General features: G+C 70.7%; 14 protein-coding genes and 1 tRNA gene. 9 read left to right on the top strand and 6 right to left on the bottom strand.

Translation table 11 applies throughout. The features are described 5' to 3' along the window. Positions 1–144: 144 nt before the first annotated feature. The 4 genes from ACZ4Z1_RS04310 (at position 145) to ACZ4Z1_RS04295 (ending at position 2,737) form a co-directional block, all read left to right on the top strand. Positions 145–672, top strand: a complete 528-nt coding sequence (locus ACZ4Z1_RS04310; RefSeq protein ID WP_468485405.1) for a MogA/MoaB family molybdenum cofactor biosynthesis protein — start codon at positions 145–147, stop codon at positions 670–672. Then, a complete protein-coding gene (locus ACZ4Z1_RS04305; RefSeq protein ID WP_468485404.1) occupies positions 669–1,292 on the top strand; it encodes a GNAT family N-acetyltransferase in 624 nt (207 codons plus the stop codon). The genes ACZ4Z1_RS04310 and ACZ4Z1_RS04305 overlap by 4 nt, the downstream gene beginning before the upstream one ends. A 151-nt stretch (positions 1,293–1,443) precedes the next feature. Next, positions 1,444–2,589 carry a divisome protein SepX/GlpR gene (gene sepX, locus ACZ4Z1_RS04300; protein WP_468485052.1) on the top strand — a complete coding sequence of 382 codons (1,146 nt, stop codon included), beginning with the start codon at positions 1,444–1,446 and terminating at the stop codon, positions 2,587–2,589. Between the two features lie 75 nt (positions 2,590–2,664). Beyond that, positions 2,665–2,737 (top strand) — tRNA-Ala (locus ACZ4Z1_RS04295). A 46-nt stretch (positions 2,738–2,783) separates the two neighbouring features. Here the strand turns inward: ACZ4Z1_RS04295 and ACZ4Z1_RS04290 are convergent. The 4 genes from ACZ4Z1_RS04290 to ACZ4Z1_RS04275 are packed head-to-tail and all read right to left on the bottom strand — an operon-like array spanning position 2,784 to position 5,098. Next, complete coding sequence (locus ACZ4Z1_RS04290; RefSeq protein ID WP_468485051.1) at positions 2,784–3,488, bottom strand: SUKH-4 family immunity protein; 705 nt, start codon at positions 3,486–3,488, stop codon at positions 2,784–2,786. 52 nt (positions 3,489–3,540) lie between these two features. Then, on the bottom strand, positions 3,541–3,990 hold the full coding sequence (locus tag ACZ4Z1_RS04285; RefSeq protein ID WP_468485050.1) for a hypothetical protein: 450 nt from the start codon (positions 3,988–3,990) through the stop codon (positions 3,541–3,543). Further along, positions 3,987–4,595 (bottom strand): hypothetical protein, encoded by a 609-nt coding sequence (locus ACZ4Z1_RS04280; protein WP_468485049.1) that lies wholly within the window; start codon positions 4,593–4,595, stop codon positions 3,987–3,989. Before ACZ4Z1_RS04280 ends, ACZ4Z1_RS04285 begins: the two co-directional genes overlap by 4 nt. Then, positions 4,592–5,098: a hypothetical protein gene (locus tag ACZ4Z1_RS04275; RefSeq protein ID WP_468485048.1), complete on the bottom strand. Its 507-nt coding sequence runs from the start codon at positions 5,096–5,098 to the stop codon at positions 4,592–4,594. The genes ACZ4Z1_RS04280 and ACZ4Z1_RS04275 overlap by 4 nt, the downstream gene beginning before the upstream one ends. Positions 5,099–5,344: 246 nt before the next feature. Between ACZ4Z1_RS04275 and ACZ4Z1_RS04270 the strand changes: the two genes are divergently transcribed. Further along, on the top strand, positions 5,345–6,172 hold the full coding sequence (locus ACZ4Z1_RS04270; RefSeq protein ID WP_468485047.1) for a hypothetical protein: 828 nt from the start codon (positions 5,345–5,347) through the stop codon (positions 6,170–6,172). Between the two features lie 20 nt (positions 6,173–6,192). Here the strand turns inward: ACZ4Z1_RS04270 and ACZ4Z1_RS04265 are convergent, their stop codons facing one another. Next, the gene (locus tag ACZ4Z1_RS04265; RefSeq protein WP_468485046.1) at positions 6,193–6,726 is read right to left on the bottom strand and encodes a M23 family metallopeptidase; all 534 of its coding nucleotides are present in this window, start codon (positions 6,724–6,726) and stop codon (positions 6,193–6,195) included. Positions 6,727–6,868: 142 nt separating this feature from the next. Beyond that, complete coding sequence (locus tag ACZ4Z1_RS04260) at positions 6,869–8,080, bottom strand: LacI family DNA-binding transcriptional regulator (RefSeq protein WP_468485045.1); 1,212 nt, start codon at positions 8,078–8,080, stop codon at positions 6,869–6,871. A gap of 537 nt (positions 8,081–8,617) precedes the next feature. On the opposite strand from ACZ4Z1_RS04260, the gene ACZ4Z1_RS04255 reads away from it, so the two are divergent. The 4 genes from ACZ4Z1_RS04255 to ACZ4Z1_RS04240 all read left to right on the top strand — a co-directional run bounded on the left by ACZ4Z1_RS04255 (position 8,618) and on the right by ACZ4Z1_RS04240 (position 13,400). Beyond that, positions 8,618–10,084 (top strand): ABC transporter substrate-binding protein, encoded by a 1,467-nt coding sequence (locus ACZ4Z1_RS04255; RefSeq protein WP_468485044.1) that lies wholly within the window; start codon positions 8,618–8,620, stop codon positions 10,082–10,084. A 240-nt stretch (positions 10,085–10,324) separates the two neighbouring features. Beyond that, positions 10,325–11,200, top strand: coding sequence for a carbohydrate ABC transporter permease (locus tag ACZ4Z1_RS04250; protein ID WP_468485403.1), 876 nt, complete (start codon positions 10,325–10,327; stop codon positions 11,198–11,200). Continuing rightward, on the top strand, positions 11,197–12,105 hold the full coding sequence (locus ACZ4Z1_RS04245; RefSeq protein ID WP_468485043.1) for a carbohydrate ABC transporter permease: 909 nt from the start codon (positions 11,197–11,199) through the stop codon (positions 12,103–12,105). The genes ACZ4Z1_RS04250 and ACZ4Z1_RS04245 overlap by 4 nt, the downstream gene beginning before the upstream one ends. 62 nt (positions 12,106–12,167) lie before the next feature. Continuing rightward, on the top strand, positions 12,168–13,400 hold the full coding sequence (locus ACZ4Z1_RS04240; RefSeq protein ID WP_468485402.1) for a glycoside hydrolase 5 family protein: 1,233 nt from the start codon (positions 12,168–12,170) through the stop codon (positions 13,398–13,400). The last annotated feature ends 20 nt before the right edge of the window (positions 13,401–13,420 follow it).

Below are 13,420 nucleotides of genomic sequence, written 5' to 3'. Positions count from 1 at the left end.
GCCACCCCCACCAACCCGGGCCCGAAAGCGACCCAGCACGCGCACCAGCACCAGCAGTCTTCTCCTTCCCCCTCCTCCTCCCCTTCTCCCCCTTCTCCGCCCCGGGCCCTCGTCGTCACCGCGTCCAACCGCGCGGCGGCCGGTGTGTACGCGGACAAGGGCGGGCCGCTGCTCGCCGAGGGCCTGGCCGCGCTGGGCTTCGTGGTCGACGGGCCGCAGGTGGTCCCGGACGGCGACCCCGTCGAGGCCGCCCTGCGCGCCGCCGCCACCGCCGGGTACGACGTCGTCCTGACCACCGGCGGTACGGGCATCTCGCCCACCGACCGCACCCCCGAGGCCACCCGCCGCGTCATCGCCTACGAGGTCCCCGGCATCCCGGAGGCGATCCGCGCCGCGGGCCGCGCGAAGGTGCCCACCGCCGCGCTCTCCCGCGGCCTGGCCGGGGTCGCGGACCGCACGCTGATCATCAACCTGCCCGGCTCCACCGGCGGCGTACGCGACGGCCTGGCCGTCCTCGCCGACCTCCTCCCGCACGCGGTGGACCAGCTGAGGGGCGGCGACCACGCGCCGGCCCACACGGGCGCCACCCCGGCCCCGCCCCCGGACCGGGAGGACTCCGCCCCCGGCCCGCCCCAGGGCCCGGACTCCACCTCCACCGGGAGCGCACACTGAACGCCCCCTGGCCCGTCGTACTGGCGGACGGCGACACCGCCCTCCGCCCCATAAAGGTGCGCGACCAACGGGCCTGGCGCGAGGTCAACCGCCGTAACCGCGACTGGCTGCGCCCCTGGGAGGCGACCATCCCGCCGCCTCCGCCGGGCATCCCCGCGCCACACCGGCCCACGTACCGTCAGATGGTCCGCCACCTGCGGGCCGAGGCGCACGCGGGCCGGATGCTGCCGTTCGTCGTCGAGCACCGCGGCCGGCTGGCCGGGCAGCTGACGGTGGCCGGGATCACCTGGGGCTCGATGTGCTCGGGGCACGTCGGCTACTGGGTCGACGAGGCGGTGGCCGGCCGCGGCGTCATACCGACGGCGGTGGCGCTCGCCGTCGACCACTGCTTCCGCTCGGTGGGCCTGCACCGCATCGAGGTCTGCATTCGGCCGGAGAACCTGCCCAGCCGCCGGGTCGTGGAGAAACTCGGCTTTCGCGAGGAGGGGCTGCGGCCGCGCTATCTGCACATCGACGGGGCCTGGCGCGACCACCTGGTTTTCGCGTTGACCGCGGAGGAGGTGCCGGAGGGGCTGCTGAACCGCTGGCACCGGGAGAAGCCCAGCACACCCCACAAATAAAATAAGTGTTCGAACCGTTTCACCAATTGGCCACAAGCGCATGCGGCTGATCTCAACAATCACAAAAAAAGTTCGAGATATCAGCCAGATCGTGCGACACACCGGCTCAATTGGCGGATGGCCCCCTGCAAACCCCTCTACCGTGTGAGACGTGAGCAGCAGCGGCCTCATCTACGCAGTCATCGTCGGGGCCTGGGCCGCCTACTTGGTGCCGATGTGGCTCCGCAGGCAGGACGAGCTCAATGAAGCCCGGCCGACGGAGCGCTTCAGTACCGCCATCCGGCTCCTGTCCGGACGGGCGGCCATGGAGCGCCGTTACGCCAAGGGGCTGGAAGGGCAGGGCGACCGGCCCACCGACGATGCGGGCGAAGCGCGTGAGCCGGACGCCGCGGCCGAGGAGGCCGACGTCCGGGACTTCGACGCGCCCGCCGACGACGCCCCGCCCGCCGCTCCACGCCACCAGCCGGCGGCCGCGGCCGGCAGCGCGACGCCCGGCGGCCGGCCCGCCTCCGCAGGCGCCGCCGTGTCCGGGGCGGCGCCCCGGCCCGGGAAGAAGCCCGCCTTCGGACGGATCTCCACCGCCGACCGCATGAAGCGCGCCAAGGTGCTGGCCCGCCGTCGGCGCACCACCACCGTCCTCTTCCTCGCCTTCACCGTCGGCACGGTCGTCGCGGCCGTCGGCGGCCTCGCCTTCCTCTGGGCGCCGGCCATCCCCGCCATACTCCTCAGCGCGTACATCGTCTACCTCCGCGCCCAGGAACGGCGCCGCTTCACCTTCACCATGGACCAGCGCCAGGCGGAGGCGGCAGCGCAACGGCTGCGGGAGGGCAGGCCACGCCCTCACCAGGCGTCCCAGCAGCCCCCCGCCGACGAAGCTCCCGCTGAGGACGCCGCCGCCACGCCCCCCGCCCCGGCGCACCCCGCCGCGCCCGCCGCCCGCCCCGAGCCGGCGTCGACGGCCGGCCGCCGCGCCCTGGTGGAGGAGACCGACCACGCGGAGTGGGTGGACCAGCAGCGCGAACGCGAGCGCACCGAGCCCGGCGGCTGGGACCCCGTCCCGGTCCCGCTCCCGACGTACGTCACGGCCCCGGTCGCCCCGCGCGCCACCAGCCACGTCGACCTCGACGCCGACGACGCCTGGAGCTCCGCCCGCTCCGGCCCGGCCACCGAGACCCCCCAGCCGTCCCCGTCCACCGCCTCCCAGCGCCGCCCCGCCCCCGGCCGCCGCACCCGAGGCCGCACCCCCCTCTTCGACCAGTACGCCGACCCCGACCGCCCCCGCGCGGCGAACGAGTGACCCTGCACAGCTGACCAGCAGGGGAAGCGATTTTTGAGCACCCGGACAGGGATGCTAGAGTTTCACTCGTCGCAAGGGCCTGTGGCGCAGCTGGTAGCGCACCTCGTTCGCAACGAGGGGGTCAGGGGTTCGAATCCCCTCAGGTCCACCGACGGGCTTCGCGGTCACACCGTGAACGGCCCATGAGATCCCGGTCAGACGGTCACCGTCCGGCCGGGATCTTTGCGTTGCGGTGGGCTCTGCAGGCGGCCCGAGGCAGGAAGGGGCGGGTCCGGCGGGCTGTCCGCCGATGCGTCGTTTCGCCCGTGCCGGCTGCCCGCCCTGCGGCGCCGCCTGGTGAGGAAGCGTCCAGCCGGTTCTCGGAACTCCTTACCCGGCAGGCGATCGAAAATCATGCTCCACCAGTTGTCTTCCTCGGCGAACGCCTGCGGGTCGCGCGCTTCAAGGTATAGCCGCAGCTGCCTGGTGTACTCGTCGGCCTGCTGATCGTCGGCACTTGCGATGTGCTTCAGCCGCAGGCCGTACCGGTACAGGAACTCGACGAACGTTTCCACGGTGGTGTTGATGATCTCCGCTGCCGCCTGTTGGCCGAGGGTCAGGAGGATGACGTACCCGTCCTCCATGTCGAGGCAGTACCGCATTTCGACATTCCCGGACGGGCCGCCGAGGCACAGGACGGTGGTGATTTCCTCACCCGTGTCCACCGGCACGAGTGAGAATGCAGATGGATCCCCGGGAATGTCGAGGCTGAAGATCACTGGGAGTTCCGCAGGAGGCCCCACGTCGCACAGAACCTGGGCGTCAACATCGGAGATGCCGGCGGCAGCCGCTTCACTGCGGGGCAGGTAGATCACCCCCTCGGCTCCGAAAATATCGGTCAGTTCGGCGCGTGTGGCCACGATGCTTCTCACAAAAGCCTGGCGGGGCGGGCGAGCGGGGGTCGCGTTCGCGTCAGGACGCCAGGCCGCTCAGCTTGAGCAGACGGTACCAATCATTGTCCGCTGCATCGTCCGGAGTCAGCCCGGCGAGATCCGGAAAACGATCCGTGATGACCCAGGTGGTGAAAAAGCGCTCAACGCTGTCGGCGACCCGCTTCAAGCGGCAGTCGGTGTACCAGACGACGCCGTCGTCGGGAACTCGCCACACGCCGCCGTCCCGCTCGTCCACCAGCAGCGGATTGCTCGCCGCCTCGCCGAAGCAGAAGGACGTGGACGCATCGTCGAGGTGGCTGCCGTCCGGGAGCTGGGCGCTGGCCAGGGTGTCCCCCACTTGACGCCCCGGCAGCTCATCACTCCCGAAGAGCTGGGTGGAGTGTTCGAGGTACATGCCGTCGACGACGGCCAGCAACTCGCCGACGCCGGCGGGCACGCCTGCGAGCAGGGGAATGTCGGCGGCGGTCATTTCCGCTTCACCTTGACTTTTATTGGTGTCCCATCGGGCAAGTCTCTGATTTTTGGCCATATCTGATGATTGCCGATGTCGGTATTGGTGCCGCCGTGCAGCACTCTGATGTTCTCCCAGTGATCACGGCCGCCGGATTGAAGTTCCTGGACGTGATCGGGATGCATGGCTCTCGCTGGCCGGCGAGCTTCCTCGGCGAGATCAGGATTGTCTTTATGGTTATTGCTGATGATGCGCATCAAGGCGCCCTTGTAGTCATCTGTGATCTTCTTGTCACGTGACACTGGGTTTGTCGCCTTGTAAAGCTCCCCGCGACGGCCCAGGGAGTGGAGTTGCTGCGCCTTACGAGCGAACTGGGTCTTTGGCATACCGGGCTTCCAGCGTCCCGGAACGGTAACTGGCTTGAGGCTGTTGTTCGGCCCCTTGGCTCGGTCGGTCCAACCCTTGCGGGCATTGTCCTGCGCCTCTGAACGGGTGTGGATTCGGCTGATCATGTCTGCCAGGGCCTTGTCATTTTCCGCGTGGTTGCGGGACATCTGATTGAGGCCCTTTTGGACATCGCGCAAGTGCTGCCGCAGCTGGCGTTCTGCCTGCTTGATGATCACTTGCCCCCAGGTATGGCAGCACCGAGCTGCGAGTCCTTGGCGCCGTGCATACCGGAGTCGGCCACCGCGCCCCAGTCGTACCCCTTCTGGGTCCCGAGAGCGTTACCGGCTGCCTGGATGGCGAGGTCGCCTGCCATGTCCGACAGCGCGTTGATGATCGGGGCCTGGGCAATCGCCGGCAGCTCGGAGACGATCTGCTGCTCGGCTTCCTTGAGCGGTCTTCTCACGATCAGCCGTGTCGCCTGTGTGGCTCCCAGGGCGCCGAGTTCGGACAGCCCGAAGGTGAGCGGCGCCGCGGCCTGTGCTGCGATCACCTCAGCCGCCATGACGGCCAGTTGTGCAATGGCCGCGACCTTGGCACCGGCAATCACCACGGCAGCGAGCGAACCCACTGGCCGGATCGGACGGCCGGCTGCGCGATCCGGCCCGGCGCGATTCTGTCGAATTCCGCTGATCGGGCCGGTGACAACGCCGCGCAGAACCGTACCAGCGTGCTCCACCATGCGGCTCGTCCCACAAGGGGCGAGCCCGGCCACCGTCGAACACGCTCGGTCGGCGCCTTCGCTGCGCCACGATCCGGCAGTGTGCCCACCGTGCCGATCCGGGTGCCCGACGAAGGCGGGACAGCGGTTATCCACAGGCCAGTTGCATGTCGGTGCCTGGCTCTAAAGTTGTTGCCTGCGGGGCCGGTGGGGCTTCGTCGTGGGTACTTGACCCGGTATCCGATGGCGGTGGCAACGGGAGGGCGCATGGCCAAGGAACGGGCGTTCGGGCCGCATCAGCTGGCCGAGTGGCTGGGGATCGAGCCGCGGCATGTACGGCGTGCCGAGACCAGGGGGCTGATTCCGCCGCCCGACGTGGGGGACGAGCGGTGGTCGGAGGGGGTGGCCAAGACGCTGCCGGACCGGGTCGAGGAGATCCTGGCCGTGGTGGGGGACGAGAACTACGTGATGGCGCAGGACGCCGGGAAGTCCGGGCGCCGCAAGCCGGTCAAGGGGGAGTCGTTCGGGCCGCACCAGTTGGCGGGTGAGCTGGAGCTCCAGCGGTGGCAGGTCGGCCGGGCCGAGCAGCGCGGGATGATTCCGCCGCCGGACGTGGACGGCAAGCGCTGGTCGCGGGAGGTCGTGGAGAGCCTGCGGGGGCGGGTGGAGGAGATCCGGGAAGAGCTCGGTGACCATCCCGGGCTGGGGTCGATCGACGCGGCGAAGCACTTGGCCGAGCGTATGGAGCTGGAGGTCGAGCGGGAGGACGTGCGGGTCCTGGCGGGGTTGGGGCACCTTCGGCCGGTGGGGGAGTTCCGGGGCTATCCGATGTTCAGCCTGGAGAGCCTTGACGGGCTGGACGGGGAACTGGTCGCGGGCGTGGTGGACGACCGGCAGCAGTGGCTGGAGCGGAGCGTGACGGCCAAGGAGGCCGCGGCGCTGCTGGGGTGGTCGGCCGGAAAGTTCGAGGTGGCGGCGGAGCGGAACGGTCTGGTGCCGGGGCGCCTCGGCCGGTACGACCGGGCGGAGGTCGAGGGGCTGCCGGAGCGGGAGGGGAAGGAGAAGGAGAAGGGGGAGGGGGAGGGGGAGCAGTAGGGGGAGGGAGGGGGGCTGGGCTAGTGGGGGAGGGAGCGATGGTTCAGGCGGATGCCGCGGCGGGCCAGGTAGGTGAGGGGGTTGATGTCGGAGCCGTAGTGGCGGGTTCTGCGGACCTCGAAGTGGAGGTGGGGGCCGGTGGTGCGGCCGGTGGCGCCGCTGTAGCCGATGCGGGTGCCGGCCCGTACGCGCTGGCCGACACGGGCCGTGATGCGGGAGAGGTGGCCGAAGAGGGTGTAGTAGCCGTCGGTCATGCGGATGGTGACGGCGAGGCCGTAGTCGCCCGAGCGCTTGGCCAGGACGACGGTGCCGGAGCCGACCGAGGAGACCGGCGTGCCGGTGCGGACGGCGAAGTCGACGCCGGTGTGGTGGCCGGCGGCCCAGTTTCCCTTGACGCCGTAGGGCGAGCTGATGCGGGCATTGACGGCGATCGGACGGGTCCACGGGCCCGCCGGTACGGCCGGGACCGCCTCGGTCACGGTCAGGCCGAGGACGGTGCCGAGGGCCGCCGGGACCACGCCGTGCAGCAGGAGTCGTCTGCGGAGCCAGTTCATAGTTGCGAGGACACGCCCTGTGACGGGTGAACGCATCCGGAAACACGCGGGGGGCGCCCGAACGGCGCAGAGGTTCCCCGTACCGGGTGGTAACAGGGGTGAGCCGGGGAGGAAGGGGAATCAGGGCGGGCGATCGGGGGAATCAGGGCGCGCGGGTGGTGCTCTCGCGCGCTTCGAGGTGGGGAAGTTCGGCCTGGAGGCGGCGGGTGGGGGCGCCGTCGAGGAGGGAGAGGAGTTCCTGGGCGGCCAGGCGGCCGAACCCGGCGGTGTCGCGTACGAGCGAGGTCAGGCGCGGATGGGTCACACGGCACAGGGGTGAGTCGTCCCAGGCGACGATGGACAGGGCGCCGGGTACGGGAACGCCGCTCCCAGCGGCCACGGCGGCGCCGGCCACGGCCATCACGTCGTTGTCGTAGACGATCGCGGTGGGCGGGCGGGGAGTGGCCAGCAGGCGGCGGGTGGCTTCGGCGCCCTGTTCGTCGGAGTAGTCCGTGGAGACGGAGCGGACGTCGGCGGCGTCCAGGCCGAGGCGGGCGGCCTCGGCGCGCAGGGCCGCGACGCGGCGTGCGGTGTGGGCGAGGCCGGGCAGACCGGCGATGTGCACGATACGGCGGTGGCCGAGCGCGTACAGGTGGTCGATGATCGACCGCATCGCGGCGGCGTCGTCGGCCCAGATGGTGGAGAGGGGGGCGGTGGGGGGTGACGGTGGTGATGGGGGTGGTGGTGTTGTTGGTGGGGGCGACGGTGGAGGTGCGGGTGGATGCGGGGTTTCGGGGGCGGGGGCCGGGCCCGGCTCTGTGTCCGGCCTCGTCCCGGACCCCGCCCCCGCCTCCGTATCGCCGATGACGACCGTCGGCAGTGCCAGGGACGTGAGGAGGGCCGGGCGGGGGTCTTCGGTGCGGGGATCCACGACCAGGACGCCGTCGACGCGGCGTTCGGCCCACCAGCGGCGGTAGGTCGCGCACTCGGCTTCCAGGTTCTCGACGACCTGGAAGAGGAGCGCCACGCGCCGGGCGGCGAGGGCTTCCTGGATGCCGGAGACCAGCTGGAGGAAGAAGGATTCGACGCCGAGGGTGTGGGCGGGGCGGGCGAGGACGAGTCCGACGCAGCCGGAGCGTTCGCCGGACAGGGCGCGGGCGGCGCTGTTGGGCTGCCAGCCCAGTTCCTCGGCTACCTCACGGATCCGGGCGCGGGTGCCGGGGGAGACGCCGTCGCGGTCGTTGAGGGCGAAGGAGACGGCCGAGGGGGAGACGCCGGCGCGTTCGGCGATGTCCTTCATGGTCGGGCGGCGGCGCGGGGCAGCCGTGGGGAAGCGGGGGCCGTCGGCGTTCGCGGCCGGGGGGCCGGTGGTCATGTCGTACGCAGCTCCTCCGGTCGGTCCGGCGGGTGGGGCGGGGCCGGCGGATGCGGTCTCAAGGGTGAGGCTGGGGGTGGGGTGAGCTGTCGCGCTAAACCGCATTAGTGGGGCAGGGTAAAGCGCTTTAGGTGCTTCAGGATCACGGCGTGGGGGTGGGAAGTCAATCGCTGTGCGGGGAGGGGGCGGGGCGTGAACTCGTGGGCTGCGTTATGGAATTGAGACGGCCGAGGCGGGGAGCGTTGGCTTTAGCGCATTAGTGCAGGCGGGGAGGGGTGGCGTGGAGGGGGTGCGGAGGGGTTCGGGCGGGAGAGGGGACGGGGTGGAGTGGGGGCTGTGGGCGGAAAGTCGGGGCGGGTGCATTGACGGGAGGGGGAGTGGACGACAACGTTGGCACCGCCATCCGGCGGCGCGGCCGGTCGTGTTCCGGTCCGTGCGTGGCTCTTCGCATTTTCCTCGCGGTTCCCCGACGCGGGAGCGCTCCCTCACGGGGACGTGCCTCCCGGGCAGAAGCGTTTCCCTGACGCAGGAGTGACCATGACGCGCAGGCACTTGGCTCCCGTAGGCAACGACCGGCACGGCCGCCACGAAGGACAGGAACGGCACGGACGGCACGATCGCCGGCACCGTCGTGCCCGTCACCACCGGCGCGTCCGTCACGACCGTTCCCGGATCGTGCTCGCCACCGCTCTCGCGGCCGCCCTGATGTCGGCCACGGCCGCCTGCGGCGTCGGCGGCGCCGAGGGTTCCCCGGCCGCCGAGGGGCAGCCGAAGCGGACCGGCAAGGTCTCCGGTGAGATCACCTTCCGTACGTTGCAGCTCAAGCCGGACTTCACCGCGTACGTGCAGGGCGTCATCGACGCGTTCGAGAAGAAGTACCCGGACGTGAAGGTGACTTGGGAGGACGTGCCCGGTGACGGCTACAACGAGAAGCTCGTCGCCGACGCGCAGGCCGGCGGGCTGCCGGACGTGGTCAACCTGAACACCGACTCCTTCCAGCTGCTCGGCGACCGGGGCATGCTCGCGGACGTCGCGCAGCTCGACCCGAAGGTCGCGAAGGAGTACGTGCCGGGCGCCTGGGAGCAGTACAAGCTGCCGGGCAAGGGGGACGGCGTCTACGCATACCCGTGGTACGTGACGCCCGAGATCCTCACGTACAACGAGGAGCTGTTCGCCGAGGCCGGGCTCGACGTGAACGAGCCGCCCACCACCGTCGAGCAGTTCTTCGGCTACGCGGAGCGGATCGCGAAGGCGTCGGGCGGCCGGTACAGCGCGTTCATGGCGGACCCGAAGGGGCGGCTGCCCGGTGACTGGCAGAAGATGGGCGTGCCGGTCCTGAACAAGGAGAAGAACGCGTTCGCCTTCGACACGCCCAAGGCCGTCGAGTGGGTGCAGCGGATGAAGAAGCTGTACGCGATGGGGGCGATGCCGAAGGAGTCGCTGACCAAGGCCGACGACCTCGCGCAGCTCTACGGGGCGGGGAAGCTGGTGTTCGGGCCCGGGTCACCGGGCGTCCTGAAGGACGTCAAGCGCAACTCTCCCTCCGCGTACGCGAAGACGCGGGTGGCCCCGGCCGTCACGGGGACGCTCCAGCACATCGGCATCTACACGCAGTCGCTGGGCGTGCGCAAGGACACCAGACATCCTGACGCGGCGGCCGAGTTCGCGAAGTGGGTGACCAACGGGCCGAACCAGGTGGCGTTCGCGAAGCAGGTGACGATCTACCCGTCGAACGCGAAGGGTCTCGCCGATCCGTACTTCGCCGACCGGGGCGACGGCAAGGACCCCGAGACGCTGGCGCGGAACATCGGCGCCGAGGAGCTGAAGGCGGCCCGGCTGGACGCCAACACGCCGGTGGAGTGGACCACTCAGGTCGGTGACGCGGTGGTGCGGGAGATGCAGAAGGGGATCAAGGGGGAAGAGGACTCCGCGGCGGCGGTCAAGAACGCGCAGGAAGCGGCCAACAAGATCCTCGCGCAGCAGCAGAAGCAGAAGCGGCAGTGATCGGTGATGGCACCCACCGAGCGTGTGGATGAGGCAGCGGGGCGGCCGGGGAAGGCGGCCGTGCCGCCCGGCCCGGCGGCACCCGAGGTGCCGGCCGCTCCCGCCGCCGAGCGCCGCGCCGCCCGAAACGCCGCCCGCCGCGCCTCCCGAAGCATCACCCGACTCGCCCCCCGAAGCGCAATCCATCGCACCCCCCGAAGCGTCACTCGCCGAGTCAAAGCCCAGGGCAACGAGCAGGGCCTGGTCCACCGCCGCTGGTGGACGCCGTACCTCTTCCTGCTGCCGGGCCTGGTCATGGTGGTGCTCTTCAGCCTCTGGCCGTTCGTCAACACGGTCATCCTGTCGCTCACCGACGCGCAGATCCTGCGCGGCGGCCGGTTCGTCGGCCTGGAGAACTACGGGCGGGCGCTCGACGACCCCGACTTCTGGACGGCGACGGTCAACAGTGTCGTCTACCTGGCCGTCGTCGTGCCCTGTCTGGTGCTGCTGCCGCTGGCGCTGGCCGTCCTCGTACAGCGGAAGGTGCCCGGGATCGGCTTCTTCCGTTCCGCCTTCTACACGCCCGTGATCGCGTCGGCGGTCGTCGTCGGGCTGATCTGGCAGTGGGTGCTGCGCAGTGACGGCCTGGTCAACACCGTCTTCCAGAAGCTGCATCTGATCTCCGGGCCGGTTCCGTTCCTGACCGATTCCACGATGCTGCTGGTGTCCGCCATGATCGTCACGGTCTGGAAGGGCCTGGGCTACTACATGGTCTTCTACCTCGCGGCGCTGGGGAACGTACCGGCGTCGCTGTACGAGGCCGCGGCGCTCGACGGTGCGGGGGCCCTGCGCCGCTTCTTCAGCATCACCATCCCCAGTGTGAAGCCGATGATGCTGCTGGTCGGCACGTTGTCGGCGATCTCCGCGCTGCGCGTGTTCACCGAGATCTACATCCTCGGCGGGGAGAGCGGCGGCCCCGGCGGCGGGGCCCGGACGCTGCCGTTCCTGATCCGGCAGGTCGGGCTGGGCTTCGCGGGCGAGACCGGTTACGCGGCGGCGATCTCGATCCTGCTGTTCCTGCTGACGCTGGTGTTCAGCCTGCTGGGGCACCGGCTGTCGAAGGGAGACGAGAGGTGACCGCTGTCGAAGGGAGGCGAGGGGAGACCGCTCTGCCCTCGCCGGATGTACGGCGGGCCCGGCGCGCCCCTGCCGCGGGCCGCGGCCGTAAGGCGGCGATCGGGCTGACCGGCCGCTACCTGACGTTGTGCCTGATGCTGGTGGTGACGCTGGGGCCCATCGTCTGGCAGTTCCTGACGTCGCTGAAGGGGCGCGGGGAGAATGTGTACGGGGGTGTGCTGCCCAGTCAGCCGACCCTGGACAACTACGTACGGGTCGCCGAGTCCTTCCCCCTGCTGCACTACGTCGGCAACACGCTGATCGTCGCGGCGCTGGCCGTCACCTCGAACTGCGTGTTCGCCGCGATGGGCGGTTACGCGCTGTCCCGGGCCGGGTGGCGCGGGCGGCGGATCGTCTTCACGGTGCTGGTCGCGACGCTGATGTTCCCTTTCGAGTCCGTGATGATCTCGATGTTCCTCACGGTCCGTTCGATGGGGCTGGTGGACACGCTCGTCGGCGTGTGGCTGCCGGGCGCGGTCTCCGTGCTCAACCTGATGATCATGCGGGCCGCCTTCCTCGCCGTACCGCAGGAGGTGGAGGAGGCCGCGGTGCTGGACGGGGCCGACGAGTGGCAGCGCTTCACGAAGGTCTTCGTGCCGGCCGCGAAGGGCGCGCTGGCGGTGGTCTGCCTGACCAGCTTCATGGGTGCCTGGGACGACTTCCTGTGGCCGCTGATCGTGCTGACCGACAGCGATCACTACACCCTCCAGCTCGGGCTGAAATCGCTGGCCGGGGCCACCACCGTCAACGACCAGCGGCTCATCGCGGCGGGCGCGATGGCCGCGCTGCTCCCGATGACGGCGCTCTTCTTCGCGCTGCAGAGGTTCTTCTTCCGGGGCGTGGGCGAGGGGGCGCTGAAGACGTGAGAAGGAGCGCTGAAGACGTGAAGGGAAGCGATGTGAGGTCGTCCGCCGGTCCCGCGCTCCGTATGGGCGCCAATTACACCCCGAGCAGCGGCTGGTTCCACCACTGGCTGGACTTCGACCTCGACGCCGTACGCCGTGATCTGGAGGCGCTCGCGGCTCTCGGCCTGGATCACGTCCGGGTGTTCGCCCTCTGGCCCGTCTTCCAGCCGAATCGCTCCCTCATCCGCCCGCGCGCCGTCGAACAGCTCGGGCACCTGGTGGACGCGGCCGCGCAGTGCGGCCTGGACGTCGCCGTGGACGCCCTCCAGGGCCACCTGTCCAGCTTCGACTTCGTCCCCTCCTGGCTGCGCACCTGGCACCGGCGCAACATGTTCACCGACCCGGAGGCGGTCGACGGCGCGGCCCGCTACCTGGAGACGCTCGCGTCGTCACTTGCCGGGCGTCCCAACTTCCTGGGCATGACGCTGGGGAACGAGGTCAACCAGTTCTCCGGACCGCCGCACCCGGACCCCGATCCGTGTACGTACGAGGAGGCCGGACAGTGGCTGGCGCGGCTGCTGGAGGTGTGCGAGCGGGCCGCGCCCGGGCGGCTGCACACCCACGCCGAGTACGACGCGGTGTGGTTCCAGGACGGCCACCCCTTCACGCCCGCCCAGGCCGCGCGCCTCGGCCGGGCCACCACCATCCACTCCTGGGTCTTCAACGGTACGGCCCAGCGGCACGGCCACGACGGGACCGCCACGGTACGGCTGGCCGAGTACCTGATCGAACTGGCCGCCGCCTGGGCGGACGACCCGGCCCGGCCGGTCTGGCTCCAGGAGGTCGGCGCACCCGCCCCGCTCGTACCGCCCGAGCACGCCGCCGCGTTCGCCACCGCCACCATCGAGAACGCCCTGACCTGCGAACACCTCTCCGGCATCACCTGGTGGTGCTCGCACGACGTGTCGCGGGAGCTGGCGGACTTCCCCGAGCTGGAGTACGGCCTCGGGCTGTTCACCTCGGACGGTGAGGTCAAGCCGGCGGGGCGGGCGGTGGCCGGGATGACGGCCCGGCTGCGGGCCGAGCCGCCCCGGCCGGTGCGGCGTACGACCGCGCTCGTCCTGGACGCGGGGGACGCGAGTACCGCACCGCGCCGGTCGGTGTGCGCGCCGGGCGGCCCCTTCTTCGAGGCGTGGGTACGGCTGGCCGACCAGGGCGTACGGGCGGGAGCCGTGCCGGCGGACCGGGCGCGGGACGCCGCGTACCTGGCGGGGCGGGGGATCACGGAGGTGGTGTGGCCGTCGGACGTGAAGTGAGGCGGGGTTCGGGAGTCAGG

It is taken from the genome of Streptomyces sp. NPDC030165, from assembly GCF_055573595.1.
The sequence above is the reverse complement of the archived record's forward strand: the minus strand, read 5'-3'. Positions and strand labels throughout refer to the sequence as shown.